The organism is Rhodococcus sp. BUPNP1 (genome assembly GCF_002215235.1).
Lineage (GTDB): Bacteria > Actinomycetota > Actinomycetes > Mycobacteriales > Mycobacteriaceae > Rhodococcus.
The window spans coordinates 18,192-32,111 of sequence record NZ_NERM01000029.1 but is presented as its reverse complement, the minus strand read 5'-3'; the positions used below and the strand labels follow the sequence as shown (position 1 = coordinate 32,111).

Genomic DNA, 13,920 nt, shown 5'->3' with positions numbered 1-13,920 from the left:
TCTTCGACCGCATCGGTACACATGTGTACCGAGCCGGGTGAGAGGGGCACGAGTGACCACGGTGCCACCGCAACGACCACCGATCTACGAACTTTCGCTGCTCGGTGCGCTCGAAGCCGAGTCCGTGCATATCTTCCGCGAGGTCGCCGCGACCTTCTCCCGTCCCGTCCTGCTGTTCTCGGGTGGCAAGGACTCCGCGGTCATGCTCCACCTCGCGGCCAAGGCGTTCTGGCCCGCGGCGCTGCCGTTCCCCGTGCTGCACATCGACACCGGGCACAACTTCGACGAGGTGATCGACTTCCGCGACCGCACCGTCGAGCGCCTGGGACTCCGGTCGATCGTCGCCTCGGTGCAGGACGACATCGATGCCGGGCGTGCCGTCGAGGACGACGGACCGCACGCGACCCGCAACCGGCTGCAGACCGGAACCCTCCTGCGCGCATTGCAGGAAGGGGGATTCGACGCCGTCTTCGGGGGTGCTCGTCGCGACGAGGAGAAGGCCCGCGCGAAGGAACGCGTCTTCAGCCTGCGCGACGAGTTCGGGCAGTGGGACCCGAAGGCGCAGCGACCCGAACTGTGGCAGCTGTACAACGGCCGGCACCGCCGCGGCGAACACATGCGGGTCTTCCCGCTGTCCAACTGGACCGAACTCGACATCTGGCGGTACATCCGCGACGAGGGTGTCGACCTGCCGTCCCTGTACTACGCCCACCGGCGTCCGGTGATCGAGCGCGACGGAATGCTGCTCGCACACTCCCGCTTTCTCACCCTCCTCCCCGGGGAGACCCCGCGCGAGAGCCTCGTCCGGTTCCGCACCGTCGGTGACGCGACGTGCACCGGCTGCGTCGAATCCGCCGCCACCACCGCGGACGAGGTAGTCACCGAGGTCTCCGCCAGCCGGGTCACCGAACGCGGCGCGACGCGGGCGGACGACCGGATCTCCGACGCCGGGATGGAAGACCGCAAGAGGGAAGGCTATTTCTGATGTCCCGCCTGCTGCGCATCGCCACCGCCGGCAGCGTCGACGACGGCAAGTCCACGCTGATCGGCCGATTGCTGTTCGACTCGAAGGCCGTCTTCGAGGACCAACTCGAGGCGGTGACCCGCACGAGCCTCGACCGCGGCGCCGACCGCGCCGATCTCGCGCTGCTCACCGACGGCCTGCGCGCCGAACGCGAACAGGGCATCACGATCGACGTCGCCTATCGCTATTTCGCCACGGCGCACAGAACATTCGTCATCGCCGACACTCCCGGTCACGAGCAGTACACGCGCAACATGGTCACCGGGGCGTCCACCGCCGACCTGGCACTCGTCCTCGTCGACGCCCGCCACGGCATCGTCGAGCAGACCCGCCGGCACGCCTTCCTCGCGTCGCTGCTCGGGGTGCGGCACGTGGTGCTGTGCATCAACAAGATGGACCTGGTGGACTGGTCGCAGAGCCGGTTCGACGAGATCTGCGACGAATTCCGGAATTTCGCGGCGAAGCTCGACATGCCCGACCTCGCGTTCGTTCCCGTCTCCGCGCTGCACGGCGACAACGTCGTCTCCCGCACCGCGAACATGCCGTGGTACGAGGGGACTTCGCTGCTGCATCACCTCGAACAGGTCCACATCGCGTCGGACACCAACCTCATCGACGCGCGACTGCCCGTGCAGTACGTGATCCGCCCGGGCGAGAGCGAGCACCGCGACTTCCGCGGCTACGCCGGAACGGTCGCCGCCGGCGGATTCGCACCCGGCGACGACGTGGTCGTTCTCCCTTCCGGTTTCGGAACACGGGTACGGACGTTGTGGGGGCCGGGCGGAACGGAACTCGAGCACGCCTTCGCCGGTGCGGCGGTGTGCGTCGAACTCGAGGACGACCTCGACGTCGGACGCGGTGACATGCTGTGCCGCCCCAACAACCGTCCACTCGTCGGGCACGAGATCGACGCCATGGTGTGCTGGTTCGACGAACGCTCCGCACTCGACCCGGACGCCCGCTACGCTCTGTTGCACACCACCCGCTCGACCACCGCGCGGGTCGCGCGGCTGGACTACCGGCTCGACGTCAACAGCCTGCACCGCGACGAGGCCGCGACGACGCTCGGCCTCAACGAGATCGGCCGCGTGCAACTGAGTACGCAACAACCGCTGCTGTTCGACCCCTACCGGCGCAACCGCACCACCGGAAGCTTCGTGCTCGTCGACGAACGCACCGGCAACACCGTCGCGGCCGGGATGATCACCGGGCCGACGCTGGCGGACAGCCGGGTGGTCTGGCACTCGGCGGCGGTCTCGCGGACCGAACGGGGGAGAGCCGGGGCGACGGTGTGGCTCACCGGGCTGTCCGCCTCCGGCAAGTCCACCCTCGCCGTCGAACTCGAACGACGACTGCTCGCCGAAGGCATCCCCGCCTACCGCCTCGACGGCGACAACCTCAGGCACGGCCTCAACGCCGACCTCGGCTTCGGCCCCGAGGACCGCGCGGAGAACGTCCGCCGCGTCGGCGCGGTCGCACAACTGATGGCCGACGCCGGACTCGTCGCGATCTGTGCGCTCATCAGCCCCTACCGACAGGACCGCGGCCGCATCCGCCGCCAGCACGAGGAGGCCGGGATCCGTTTCGTCGAGGTCTTCGTCGACACCCCGCTCGCCGACTGCGAGGCCCGCGATCCGAAAGGCATGTACGCGCGGGCACGCGCCGGCGAGATCACCGGCTTCACCGGCGTCGACGATCCCTACGAACCACCGTCGGATCCCGAACTGGTCGTGCGCCCCCACGACGGCACGCCTGCCGTGCAGGCGGGCCTCGTCGTGGAATTGTTGAGGACATGACGCACGACTACAGCGACGATGCCCGCCTCGCGGCCGGGGGCGACGACGCTCGACCCGCGGCCGGGGGCGACGACGCCCGACTCGCAGCCGAGACGGCTTCCGGCGCAGGTGAACTGCTGCTCACGGTCCGCGCCATCGAATCGGATGCCCTCACCGGGCGCGAGCTGGGCCGGCGCGGCGATCACGCCGCCAACACGTACATCCTCGAACGGCTGGCGTCCGCGCGACCCGGCGACGCGGTGCTCTCGGAGGAATCCGCGGACGATCCGGCGCGGGTCGGCGCAGACCGCGTCTGGATCATCGACCCCCTCGACGGGTCGAAGGAGTACGGGATGCCCGACCATGTCGACTGGGCGGTCCACATCGCGCTCTGGGAGGCAGGACGAGGGCTCACCGCCGCCGCGGTCGCGCAACCGGCGATCGGCCTCGTCCACAGCACCGCCGATCCGGTGCCGCCGCCGCGGCCGGCCCGTCGCCGCCCCCGCATCGTCATCAGCGGGAGCAGGCCGCCCGCCTTCGTGTTCGATCTGGCCCGCGATCTCGGTGCCGACCTGATCCGGATGGGCTCGGCCGGTGCCAAGGCGATGGCGGTGGTGCGCGGGGAGGCCGACGCCTACATCCACGCGGGCGGTCAGTGGGAGTGGGATTCGGCGGCACCGGTCGCGGTCGCGCGTGCCGCGGGTCTGCACTGCGCCCGCATCGACGGCAGCGAACTCGAATACAACCGGCCGCATCCGTATCTGCCCGACCTGGTGATCTGCCGCGCCCACTGGGCGCCGGAGGTGATGTCCGCGCTGGCCGTGCACGCCACCGGGCCGACCGACAGCCCTCGGGTCGCGATGGCACGCGCCTACATCCGATCCCTGGTCAGTCACGACGCGTCCCACGTCCGGCTCGCCGAGGACGCCTGGCGGGTCGAGAACGGGGAGCGCACCGGCGACAGCGGCATCGAGATCCGCGACCGCCTCGAGAACGGCCCGGAATACCGGCCCATCCGCCGTGTCCGCGACCTGCAGTTCCGCGAATGGCACCACAGTGTCGTCGCGCGGTTCGTCCTGGACATCGCGGCGGGCCCGAGCGCGGAGATGTCGGTCGCGGTGACGGAGCACTTCGACATCCCGGCGGGGGAGATCAGGTCGATCGTCGCGATCATCGAGCCCGCGCAGGGTAATAGTTGAATTCATTGTTGTAGCTTTCGAAAGAAAGTCACCATGACCGAGAGGCATCACCATGGCCGAAGCGCGTGACATCGGGGACGGCATCCACGTCGTTCCCGTCCCGGTGGCGGACCTACCCGTCGGCGACACCCAGGTCTACGTGATGGAATCCCCGCGCGGCGTCGTCCTCGTCGACGTCGGCTGGAACGACGACCGGTCGTGGGCAGCGTTGCAGGACGGCCTGGCCACCGCCGGCCTGTCGGTCACCGACGTCGAGGGCGTGGTGGTCACCCATTTCCACCCCGACCACGTCGGGCTCACCGGGCGCATCCGGGAGGCCTCCGGCTGCTGGGTCGCGATGAACGAGGCCGACTTCGCCCACCTCGAGGTCATGCTCTCCGACGACGACCGCCGTCCTCAGGAAGCCGATCTGCTGCGCCGCGCCGGGGCACCCGAGGACACGATCGAGGAATCGCTCGCCACCCTCGTACCGGCGGTCGGCCGTCCCGACGCGCTGCCCGACCGCAAACTCGGTGCCGACGAGGCGATCCCGCTGACGGGGCGGTCACTGCGCACCGTGCTGACCCCCGGTCACACGGCCGGCCACGCGTGTTTCCTGCTCGAGGAACACGGTGTGCTGTTCAGCGGCGACCACGTCCTAGCGACCACGACCCCGCACGTCGGCGAGTTCGATTTCCCTCTGCCGCAACGCGACGCGCTGGGGGAGTACCTCGACTCGCTGCGTGCGGTCGCCGACCTGCCCGTGCGACGCGCACTGCCCGCGCACCGGCAGCAGATCGACGACCTGCCGCACCGCGTCGGCGAACTGATCGCCCACCACGACCAGCGCCTCGACGATCTCTACGACGCCTTCGGCGACGAGGAGCTCACGCTGTGGGAGGCCACCGCCCGGATGCGCTGGTACCGGCCGTGGGACGAGACCCCCCTGCACGGCAAGCGGATGGCGCTCGCGGAGGGATCGGCGCACGTCCGGCAGCTCATCGAGCGGGGACGGGTCCGTCGCGTGCCCGGTACGGAACCCGCCCGCTTCGCGCGCGTGCAAACCCGATGAGCCCCGAGGAGCTGGTCACCGAGTTCTGCCGGCGCTGGGCCGATCCCGATCCTGCCGAACTCGCGGCCTTCTTCGCCGACGACGCCGTCTTCCACAACATCCCGATGGAACCGATCCGCGGCCGCGCGGCCATCGAGGAGTACATCGCGGGCTTCGTGACGTCCTTCGGGGCGATCGACTACCGCATCCACCATCAGGCGGTCTCCGGCAACGTCGTGCTCAACGAACGCACCGATGTGTTCACGATGAACGGCCGGACGATCGAACTGCCCGTCACGGGCGTCTTCGAGATCGTGGACGGGAAGATCGCGGCCTGCCGCGACTACTTCGATCCCACACCCTTCACCGGCAACTGACGGGCACCCGCCACCGAGCCCGGGAACGCCGAAGGCTTCCGCGGAGTCACCGGGAATGCCGAAGGCTTCCGCAGAGTCACCGGAACGCCGAAGGCCCCGCTTCGTGAGAAGCGGGGCCTTCGTGGTGCCCTCGGCAGGATTCGAACCTGCGACTTCTTGCTCCGGAGGCAAGCGCTCTATCCCCTGAGCTACGAGGGCATCCGGACCACCGGATGACCGGAGGTGCGGGAGTTAGCCTAGCGCATCGAGCGCTCAACTCCACATCGCCAGGTCAGAGCCGGTTTTCGGTCCGAAGTCGCGATTTCACCCGATCGGTGGCTCAGTTGAGGGGCAGGGGTTCGGCGCCGCGCTCGGCGAGCAGCGACCTCATCAGATCCGACTCGCCCTGCTGTGTGGCGACCATCGTGCCCGCCAGATTGCGCACCGCCGAGGTGCTCGCGTACTGCTCGCCGTACTCCATCATCGGCAGACCACCCTCGTGGTGGCGCAGCATCAGCTGGAGGAAGAGCACGTCCAGTTCGGGACCGCGAGCGGCCCGGAGATTCGCGAGATCCTCGGAGGTCGCCATGCCCGGCATCAGGTGCGAGCCGTCCGAATCCTCGGACTCTGTCGTCGCGCCGTGACCGCCGTGGCCGTGACCCGTCTCCGTCTCGGTCATCCACTCCATGTATTCGCCCGTCGGCAGCGCCGGCTGTCCCCACAGCGACAACCAGCCCTGCATCTGACCGATCTGGTTCTGCTGGGTGGTGAGGATGTCGTACGCGATGTTGCGGATCCGATCGTCCTCCGAATTGGAGACCACCACGGCGGCCATCTCGACGCCCTGGTCGTGGTGCACGATCATGTCCTGCGCGAATCCGACGTCCACCGAACCGGCCTCCGGCGCCGCCTGCGCGGAGTCCTCGAAGGGGATCCGGGACAGGAACCCCGCGAGGAAGCCGACGGCGACCGCGGCGACGGTGAGCAGCACCAGCAGCAGCCGGTTGTGCCCACCGCGCTCGGTGGTGGAGATGTCCGAGGAGGTTTCGCTCATCGTCAGCTCCCGGCCGGTGCCTGCTGCATGTCGCCGATGGATTCCCCGTTCATCGGCACCGCGTCGGGGCCGGGCTCGGAGGCGTCGAAGGGCGGCGGGTTCGCCGGATCGAACGAGCCGGGGATCGTCGAGCAGCTCGCACCCACCTCGGGATAGGTGTACTGGTTCAGGCGCAGCGCGCTGATGAACTGGTCGATGCGCTCGTCGTCGACGCTGTCGACCTTGAGCTGGTGACCCCACGACTGCAGCGCGATCGGGGTGTCGAGGCCCGGGTAGGGCGACATCAGCGTGTAGGTGCGGCCGTCGACCTTCTGCCGCAGCGTGTCGACCGCGGCGTCGTCGAGCAGATCGGGGTTGTAGGCCACCCACACGGCGCCGTGCTCGAGGGAGTGGACCATGTTCTCGGTCCGGACCGGCTGCTCGTAGACCGTTCCGGTGCAGGTCGCCCAGACGGAGTCGTGGGGGCCACCGAAGGGCGGCGACTGGTCGTAGGCGACGCGCTGGCCCGGCGCGACGTGCACACCGGCCGGATACTCGATCTTCAGCACGCCCTCGATGTCGTCCGACGGGTCCTGGTTGGACTCCGACGGCGTCCACGCCGACATCTCCTGCTGGTTCTGGTACTTCGGGATCAGGCTCACAGCGATCACGGCGACCAGCACGACGACCAGGGCCACGCCGCCGATCGTCAACCACGGGATCTGACGCTGCGCGGGGACCCCGCGAGCGCCGCCGCTCTTCTTCTTGGCGGCCTGAATGGCCTTCGACGACTTGGCTCCGGTCTTCTTGTTACCGGAGCCGCCACTAACCGAACCGCTGGGCATCGCTGTGTGCTCTTTCGACGGGTGGACAGGCGGACGCGCGCCCATCGGGCGCACAAACACCCACAACTCTACGGGCGTGCTCTCGCGCGGTGCCCGGAGCTGCCGGTAGGGGGAGCGTCGGCGCCGCGATCGACCAGCCAATAGGATGGACACCTGTGACTCCCTCCGACCTTGCTCAGCTGCTCCGCGGAACCGCCGCCGGTGTCCTCACCGACCGTGGTCTCGACGCGTCCGTTCTTCCCGAGACCCTCACCGTCGAGCGCCCGCGCAATCCGGAGCACGGCGACTACGCGACCAACGTCGCGATGCAGGTCGCGAAGAAGGTCGGCGTCAATCCCCGCGAACTCGCCACCTGGCTCGCCGAGGCCCTGACCGCGGCCGACGGCATCGATTCCGCCGAGGTCGCGGGCCCCGGATTCCTCAACATCCGGCTCGCCGCCGACGCCCAGGGAGCGATCGTGGCGAAGGTGCTCGCCGAGGGCGCCGCCTACGGCAACGGCAGCGACCTCGCGAACACGAAGATCAATCTCGAGTTCGTCTCCGCCAACCCCACCGGCCCGATCCACCTCGGTGGCACCCGCTGGGCCGCGGTCGGCGACGCGCTCGGACGCATCCTCAGCGCCCAGGGCGGCGAGGTCACCCGCGAGTACTACTTCAACGACCACGGCGCGCAGATCGACCGCTTCACCCGGTCGCTCATCGCCTCCGCGCTCGGACAGCCCGCCCCCGAGGACGGCTACGCCGGCGCGTACATCGTCGACATCGCCTCCTCCGTGCTCGAGCAGCGCCCCGACGCCCTCGAACTCCCCGAGGCCGAGCGGCACGAGACGTTCCGCTCGATCGGCGTGGACCTGATGTTCGCGCACATCAAGCGCACCCTCCACGAGTTCGGTGTCGACTTCGACGTGTACTTCCACGAGAACTCCCTCTTCGAGAGCGGAGCGGTCGACAAGGCCGTCGAGACGCTCAAGGCGTCGGGCAACCTGTACTTCGAAGACGGCGCCTGGTGGCTCAAGAGCACCGACTACGGCGACGACAAGGACCGCGTCGTCATCAAGTCCGACGGCAACGCCGCCTACATCGCCGGCGACATCGCCTACTTCCAGGACAAGCGCTCGCGCGGCTTCGACCTGTGCATCTACATGCTCGGGGCCGACCACCACGGCTACATCGCGCGCCTCAAGGCCGCCGCGGCGGCCTTCGGTGACGACCCCGACACCGTCGAGGTGATGATCGGCCAGATGGTCAATCTTGTCCGCGGTGGCGAGGCCGTGAAGATGAGCAAGCGGGCCGGCACCGTCATCACCCTCGACGACCTCGTCGAAGCGATCGGCGTCGACGCCGCGCGCTACTCGCTCGTGCGGTCGTCGGTCGACCAGAGCATCGACATCGACCTCGAACTGTGGGCCAGCACCACGAACGAGAACCCGGTCTACTACGTGCAGTACGCCCACGCGCGACTGTCGTCGATCGCGCGCAACGCCGCCGATCTCGGCCTGACCACCGAGGGCGCCGACTTCGCACTGCTCACCCACGAGCGCGAGGGCGACCTCATCCGCACCCTCGGCGAGTACCCCCGAGTGCTCGCGAAGGCGGCCGAACTGCGTGAACCGCACCGCGTCGCCCGGTATCTCGAGGAACTCGCGGGCACCTACCACCGCTTCTACGACGCCTGCCGGATCCTGCCGCAGGGCGACGAGGAGGCCGGCCCGCTGCACACCGCGCGACTCGCGTTGTGCGCGGCCGCACGTCAGGTCCTCGCCAACGGCCTCGGCCTGCTCGGCGTCAGCGCCCCGGAGCGGATGTGAACGCGCATCCGGCGGGACCGCGCCACGCCCAGATCCCGCACGCCCCGAACCTGCCCGAACGCCCCGCCGACGCCGCGGCGCTCAATGGGCTCGCCCCGCACGTGTGGCCGCGCAACGCGTCGCGCGGTGAGGACGGCGTCATGCGCATCGCCGGCATCCCGGTGACCGAGCTCGCCGAGAAGTACGGCACCCCGCTGTTCGTCGTCGACGAGGACGACTTCCGTTCCCGCTGCCGGGAGATCGCGGAGGCCTTCGGCCCGTCGGCGAAGGTGCACTACGCGTCGAAGGCGTTCCTGTGCAGCGAGATCGCACGGTGGGTCCACCAGGAAGGGCTCTCGCTCGACGTCGCGTCCGGTGGTGAGCTCGCCGTGGCCCTGCACGCCGGCTTCCCCGCCGGGAAGATCGCGATGCACGGCAACAACAAGTCCGTCCGCGAACTGCAGGCCGCCGTGACCGCCGGGGTCGGGCACATCGTGCTCGACTCGCTCGCCGAGATCGACCGGCTCGACGCGGTCGCCGGTGAGGCCGGTGTCGTCCAGGACGTGCTCATCCGCGTGACCGTGGGCGTCGAGGCCCACACCCACGAGTTCATCTCCACCGCGCACGAGGACCAGAAGTTCGGGCTCTCGCTCGCCGGCGGCAACGCGATGCAGGCCGTGCGCCGCGTCTTCGCCGCCGACAATCTCCGCCTCGTGGGTCTGCACAGCCACATCGGCTCGCAGATCTTCGACGTCGACGGCTTCGAACTGGCCGCCCACCGTGTCATCGGCCTGCTGCGCGACATCGTCGCCGAGTTCGGTGTCGACAAGACCTCGCAGATGAACATCGTCGACCTCGGTGGTGGCCTCGGCATCTCGTACGTGCCGAGCGACGACCCGCCGCCGGTCGCCGATCTCGCCGCGAAGCTCAACGACATCGTCCGCACCGAGTCCGCGCTCGTCGGGCTGCCGGCCCCGACCCTCGCGGTCGAACCCGGCCGCGCCATCGCCGGGCCGGGCACGGTGACGCTCTACGAGGTGGGAACCCTCAAGGACGTCGAGGTCGGTTCCGGGCACGTCCGCCGCTACATCAGCGTCGACGGCGGCATGAGCGACAACATCCGCACGTCGCTGTACCAGGCGGAGTACGACTCGCGTCTCGTCTCCCGCGTGAGCGACGCCGAGCCGGTGGTCTCGCGCGTCGTCGGCAAGCACTGCGAGAGCGGCGACATCGTCATCCGCGACGCCTGGATGCCCGCCGACGTCGCAGCCGGTGATTTACTGGCGGTCGCGGCGACGGGTGCATACTGCTACTCGATGTCGAGCAGGTACAACCTGCTGCCTCGCCCCGCCGTCGTGGCGGTCAAGGACGGTGTCTCGCGCGTTCTGCTGCGCCGCGAGACCGTCGAAGATCTGCTCAACTTGGAGGTTTCGGAGTGACCAGTGCAACGGCGACCGATGCTTCGGGCCGGCGTCCGGTGGGTGTGGCGGTTCTCGGGCACGGCACCGTCGGTGCCGAGGTCGCGCGGATCATCCGCGAGGACGCCGCGGATCTCGAGGCGCGCATCGGTGCACCCCTCGAGCTGAGGGGCGTCGCCGTGCGCGACGCCGCCCGCGACCGGGGTCTTCCCGCGGAACTGGTCACGACGAACGCCGAGGCGCTGATCCGCCGCGACGACGTCGACATCGTCGTCGAACTCATCGGCGGCATCGAACTGCCCCGCAAGCTCGTGCGCACGGCGCTCGACGCCGGCAAGTCCGTCGTCACCGCCAACAAGGCGTTGCTCGCCGCCTACACCGGCGAACTGGCCGAGGTGGCCGAGGCCCGCAACGTCGACCTGTACTTCGAGGCGTCCGTGGCCGGCGCGATCCCGGTGATCCGTCCGTTGACCCAGTCGCTCGCGGGTGACAAGGTCAACCGGGTCGTCGGCATCGTCAACGGCACCACGAACTACATCCTCTCGGCCATGGACGAGACGGGCGCCGACTACGGCGAGACGCTCGCCGAGGCCGGCCGCCTCGGATACGCCGAGGCCGATCCCACCGCCGACGTCGAGGGTTTCGACGCGGCCTCGAAGGCGGCGATCCTCGCGTCGATCGCCTTCCACACCCGCGTGACGGCCGCCGACGTCTACCGCGAGGGCATCTCCTCGATCACCGCCGCCGACCTCACCTCGGCGCGCGCGCTCAACTGCACGATCAAGCTGCTCGCGCTGTGCGAGCGCGTCCCGTCCGCCGACGGCAAGGACCGCGTGTCCGCCCGGGTCTACCCGGCGCTCGTGCCCCGCGAGCATCCGCTGGCCTCGGTCAACGGCGCGTTCAACGCCGTCGTCGTCGAAGCGGAGTCCTCGGGCCGGCTCATGTTCTACGGCCAGGGTGCCGGTGGCGCCCCCACCGCCTCCGCCGTGATGGGCGACCTGGTGATGGCCGCCCGCAACCGGGTGCAGGGTGGTCGTGGTCCGCGTGAGTCGAAGTACGCGCAGCTGGAGATCGCGCCCATGAGCGACATCCTCACCCGCTACTACGTCAATCTGAAGGTCGCCGACCGCGCCGGCGTGCTCTCCGCGGTCGCCGCCGAGTTCGCCACGCGGGGCGTGAGCATCGCAGCGGTCCGCCAGGAAGGCGCCGGCGACGCTGCCCGTCTGGTGGTACTCACCCATCAGGCCACCGACCGTGCGCTGGCGGATACCGTCGCAGCGCTCGACAAACTCGAATCCGTGATCGCTGTGACCAGCGTCCTGAGACTGGAGGGATCCGCCGAATGAGCGCGGCCGAGAAGAACACCACCCCCGTGCACACGCCGTGGCCGGGCCTGATCGAGGCGTACCGTTCGCGCCTGCCGATCGGTGACGACTGGAAGACGGTCACGCTGCGCGAGGGTGGCACGCCGCTGCTCCCGGCTCCGCGTCTGTCGGAGATCACCGGCTGCGAGGTCCACGTGAAGGTCGAGGGGCTCAATCCCACCGGCTCCTTCAAGGACCGCGGTATGACCATGGCGGTCACCGAGGCCCTCGCGACCGGCAAGCAGGCCGTGCTGTGCGCCTCCACCGGCAACACCTCCGCGTCGGCTGCCGCCTACGCCGCCCGCGCCGGTATCGGCTGCGCGGTGCTCGTGCCGCAGGGCAAGATCGCGATGGGCAAGCTCGCCCAGGCCGTCATGCACGGCGCGAAGATCGTCCAGGTCGAGGGCAACTTCGACGACTGCCTCGAACTCGCCCGTAAGACCACCGCCGAGTTCTCCACCATCGGTCTGGTCAACTCGGTGAACCCGGTGCGCATCGAGGGCCAGAAGACCGCGGCCTTCGAGATCGTCGACGCGCTCGGCGATGCTCCCGACGTGCACATCCTGCCCGTCGGCAACGCCGGCAACATCACGGCCTACTGGAAGGGCTACAGCGAGTACGCGGCCGACGGCCTCAGCACGCGCCGCCCGCGCATGCTCGGTGTCCAGGCGGCCGGTGCCGCACCGCTCGTCCTCGGCCATCCCGTGAAGGATCCCGAGACCATCGCGACCGCCATCCGCATCGGTGCCCCCGCATCGTGGAACGGCGCGGTGGCCGCCAAGGAGGAGTCGAACGGCGCGTTCCGCGCGGCGACCGACGAGGAGATCCTCGAGGCGTACCGGCTGCTCGCGAAGTCCGAGTCGATCTTCATCGAGCCGGCCTCGGCCGCGTCCATCGCCGGCCTGCTCGCCGCGAGCAAGGAAGGCTGGCTCGAGCGCGGCCTCAAGGTCGTGTGCACCGTGACCGGCAACGGTCTCAAGGATCCCGATACGGCCCTGCGCGACGTGCCCGTGGTCGAGCCCATCCCGGTCGACCCGGTCGCGGTCGCCTCCGCGCTCGAGTTGGCCTGAGTTGACCGCCACGCCTTCCTCCGTTGGGAATCAGGACATGACGCAGACGTTGCCCGTGGGGCTTTCGGTGACGGCACGGGTTCCCGCCTCGAGCGCGAATCTGGGCCCCGGCTTCGACTGCCTGGGTCTCGCCCTCGGTCTGTACGACGAGATCACCGTCACCACAACGGCTTCCGGGCTCGACGTGAAGGTGGAGGGGGAAGGCGCCCAGGAAGTTCCGTGGGGACCCTCGCACCTCGTGGTCCGTGCCGTCGAGCGAGGACTCGAGGCCGCCGGTGTGTGGGCGGACGGACTGGACGTCGTGTGCCACAACGTCATCCCGCACTCGCGTGGCCTGGGGTCCTCCGCCTCGGCGGCGGTGGGAGGACTGGCGGCGGCCAACGGGCTCGTCCGCAAGATCGCTCCCGAGCGCGTCCTCGACGACGAGCAGCTCGTGCAACTCGCCTCCGAGTTCGAGGGCCATCCCGACAACGCCTCCGCGAGCGTCCTCGGTGGGGCAGTGGTGTCGTGGACCGAGGCCGAGGTCGACTCCGAGCAGCGGACCTACCGCGCGGTGAACCTGCGCGTGCACCCGGACATCAAGGCGTACGCCTTCGTCCCGTCGGTCCGTTCGTCGACGGCCCACACCCGGGGCCTGCTGCCCGAACTCGTCCCGCACCGGGACGCGGCGTTCAACGTCAGCCGGGCGGCTCTGGCGGTCGTCGCGCTCACCGAGCGCCCCGAACTGCTGATGCCGGCGACGCAGGATCTGCTCCACCAGGCCCAGCGGGCGCCCGCACTGCCGCTCACCACCAAATGGGTGGCAGCACTGCGCGAGGCGGGCATCCCCGCCGTCGTCTCGGGCGCCGGGCCGACGGTCCTCGCGCTCACGACCTCCGCGCTGCCCGACGAGCTGCGGGCCGCCGCCGAGGCCGACGAACTGACGGTGCTCGACCTCGAGATCGCCGAGGGCGTCCAGGTCGACTGAGACCGACACGCGGTGCTGGACGGCCCGAGGGGCGGTGCTGGACGGGCCCGAG

Annotated in this window: 12 protein-coding genes and 1 tRNA gene; 10 read left to right on the top strand and 3 right to left on the bottom strand. The window is 69.7% G+C overall.

Annotation, left to right across the window (positions count from 1 at the left end; translation table 11 throughout):
* Nucleotides 1–52 precede the first annotated feature (52 nt).
* Genes cysD through B9C99_RS21805 form a run of 5 tightly spaced genes read left to right on the top strand, consistent with a single transcriptional unit; the run spans nt 53 to nt 5,405 of the window.
* Nucleotides 53–985 (top strand): sulfate adenylyltransferase subunit CysD, encoded by a 933-nt coding sequence (gene cysD / locus B9C99_RS21825; RefSeq protein WP_088899320.1) that lies wholly within the window; start codon nt 53–55, stop codon nt 983–985.
* The gene (gene cysC, locus B9C99_RS21820; protein ID WP_088899319.1) at nt 985–2,820 is read left to right on the top strand and encodes an adenylyl-sulfate kinase; all 1,836 of its coding nucleotides are present in this window, start codon (nt 985–987) and stop codon (nt 2,818–2,820) included. The genes cysD and cysC overlap by 1 nt, the downstream gene beginning before the upstream one ends.
* The gene (locus tag B9C99_RS21815) at nt 2,817–3,998 is read left to right on the top strand and encodes a 3'(2'),5'-bisphosphate nucleotidase CysQ (protein WP_088899318.1); all 1,182 of its coding nucleotides are present in this window, start codon (nt 2,817–2,819) and stop codon (nt 3,996–3,998) included. Before cysC ends, B9C99_RS21815 begins: the two co-directional genes overlap by 4 nt.
* Before the next feature lie 52 nt (nt 3,999–4,050).
* Nucleotides 4,051–5,049: an MBL fold metallo-hydrolase gene (locus B9C99_RS21810; RefSeq protein ID WP_088899317.1), complete on the top strand. Its 999-nt coding sequence runs from the start codon at nt 4,051–4,053 to the stop codon at nt 5,047–5,049.
* On the top strand, nt 5,046–5,405 hold the full coding sequence (locus B9C99_RS21805; protein ID WP_088899316.1) for a limonene-1,2-epoxide hydrolase family protein: 360 nt from the start codon (nt 5,046–5,048) through the stop codon (nt 5,403–5,405). The genes B9C99_RS21810 and B9C99_RS21805 overlap by 4 nt, the downstream gene beginning before the upstream one ends.
* A gap of 122 nt (nt 5,406–5,527) precedes the next feature.
* On the opposite strand, the gene B9C99_RS21800 is transcribed toward B9C99_RS21805, so the two are convergent.
* From B9C99_RS21800 to B9C99_RS21790, 3 genes are all read right to left on the bottom strand, one after another.
* Nucleotides 5,528–5,603, bottom strand: a tRNA-Arg gene (locus tag B9C99_RS21800).
* Between the two features lie 121 nt (nt 5,604–5,724).
* Nucleotides 5,725–6,438, bottom strand: coding sequence for a DUF305 domain-containing protein (locus B9C99_RS21795; protein WP_088899315.1), 714 nt, complete (start codon nt 6,436–6,438; stop codon nt 5,725–5,727).
* Nucleotides 6,439–6,440: 2 nt separating this feature from the next.
* Nucleotides 6,441–7,262: a DUF3105 domain-containing protein gene (locus B9C99_RS21790; protein WP_088899314.1), complete on the bottom strand. Its 822-nt coding sequence runs from the start codon at nt 7,260–7,262 to the stop codon at nt 6,441–6,443.
* A gap of 155 nt (nt 7,263–7,417) precedes the next feature.
* Here B9C99_RS21790 and argS point away from each other — a divergent pair, with 155 nt between their 5' ends.
* The 5 genes from argS to thrB are packed head-to-tail and all read left to right on the top strand — an operon-like array spanning nt 7,418 to nt 13,868.
* Complete coding sequence (gene argS, locus B9C99_RS21785; protein ID WP_016693792.1) at nt 7,418–9,070, top strand: arginine--tRNA ligase; 1,653 nt, start codon at nt 7,418–7,420, stop codon at nt 9,068–9,070.
* Nucleotides 9,067–10,488 carry a diaminopimelate decarboxylase gene (gene lysA, locus B9C99_RS21780; protein ID WP_088899313.1) on the top strand — a complete coding sequence of 474 codons (1,422 nt, stop codon included), beginning with the start codon at nt 9,067–9,069 and terminating at the stop codon, nt 10,486–10,488. Before argS ends, lysA begins: the two co-directional genes overlap by 4 nt.
* A gap of 38 nt (nt 10,489–10,526) precedes the next feature.
* Entirely contained in the window at nt 10,527–11,813 is a 1,287-nt protein-coding gene (locus B9C99_RS21775) for a homoserine dehydrogenase (protein WP_016693794.1), read from the top strand.
* On the top strand, nt 11,810–12,901 hold the full coding sequence (gene thrC / locus B9C99_RS21770; protein WP_088899312.1) for a threonine synthase: 1,092 nt from the start codon (nt 11,810–11,812) through the stop codon (nt 12,899–12,901). The genes B9C99_RS21775 and thrC overlap by 4 nt, the downstream gene beginning before the upstream one ends.
* Before the next feature lie 37 nt (nt 12,902–12,938).
* Complete coding sequence (gene thrB / locus B9C99_RS21765; RefSeq protein WP_016693796.1) at nt 12,939–13,868, top strand: homoserine kinase; 930 nt, start codon at nt 12,939–12,941, stop codon at nt 13,866–13,868.
* Nucleotides 13,869–13,920 lie beyond the last annotated feature (52 nt).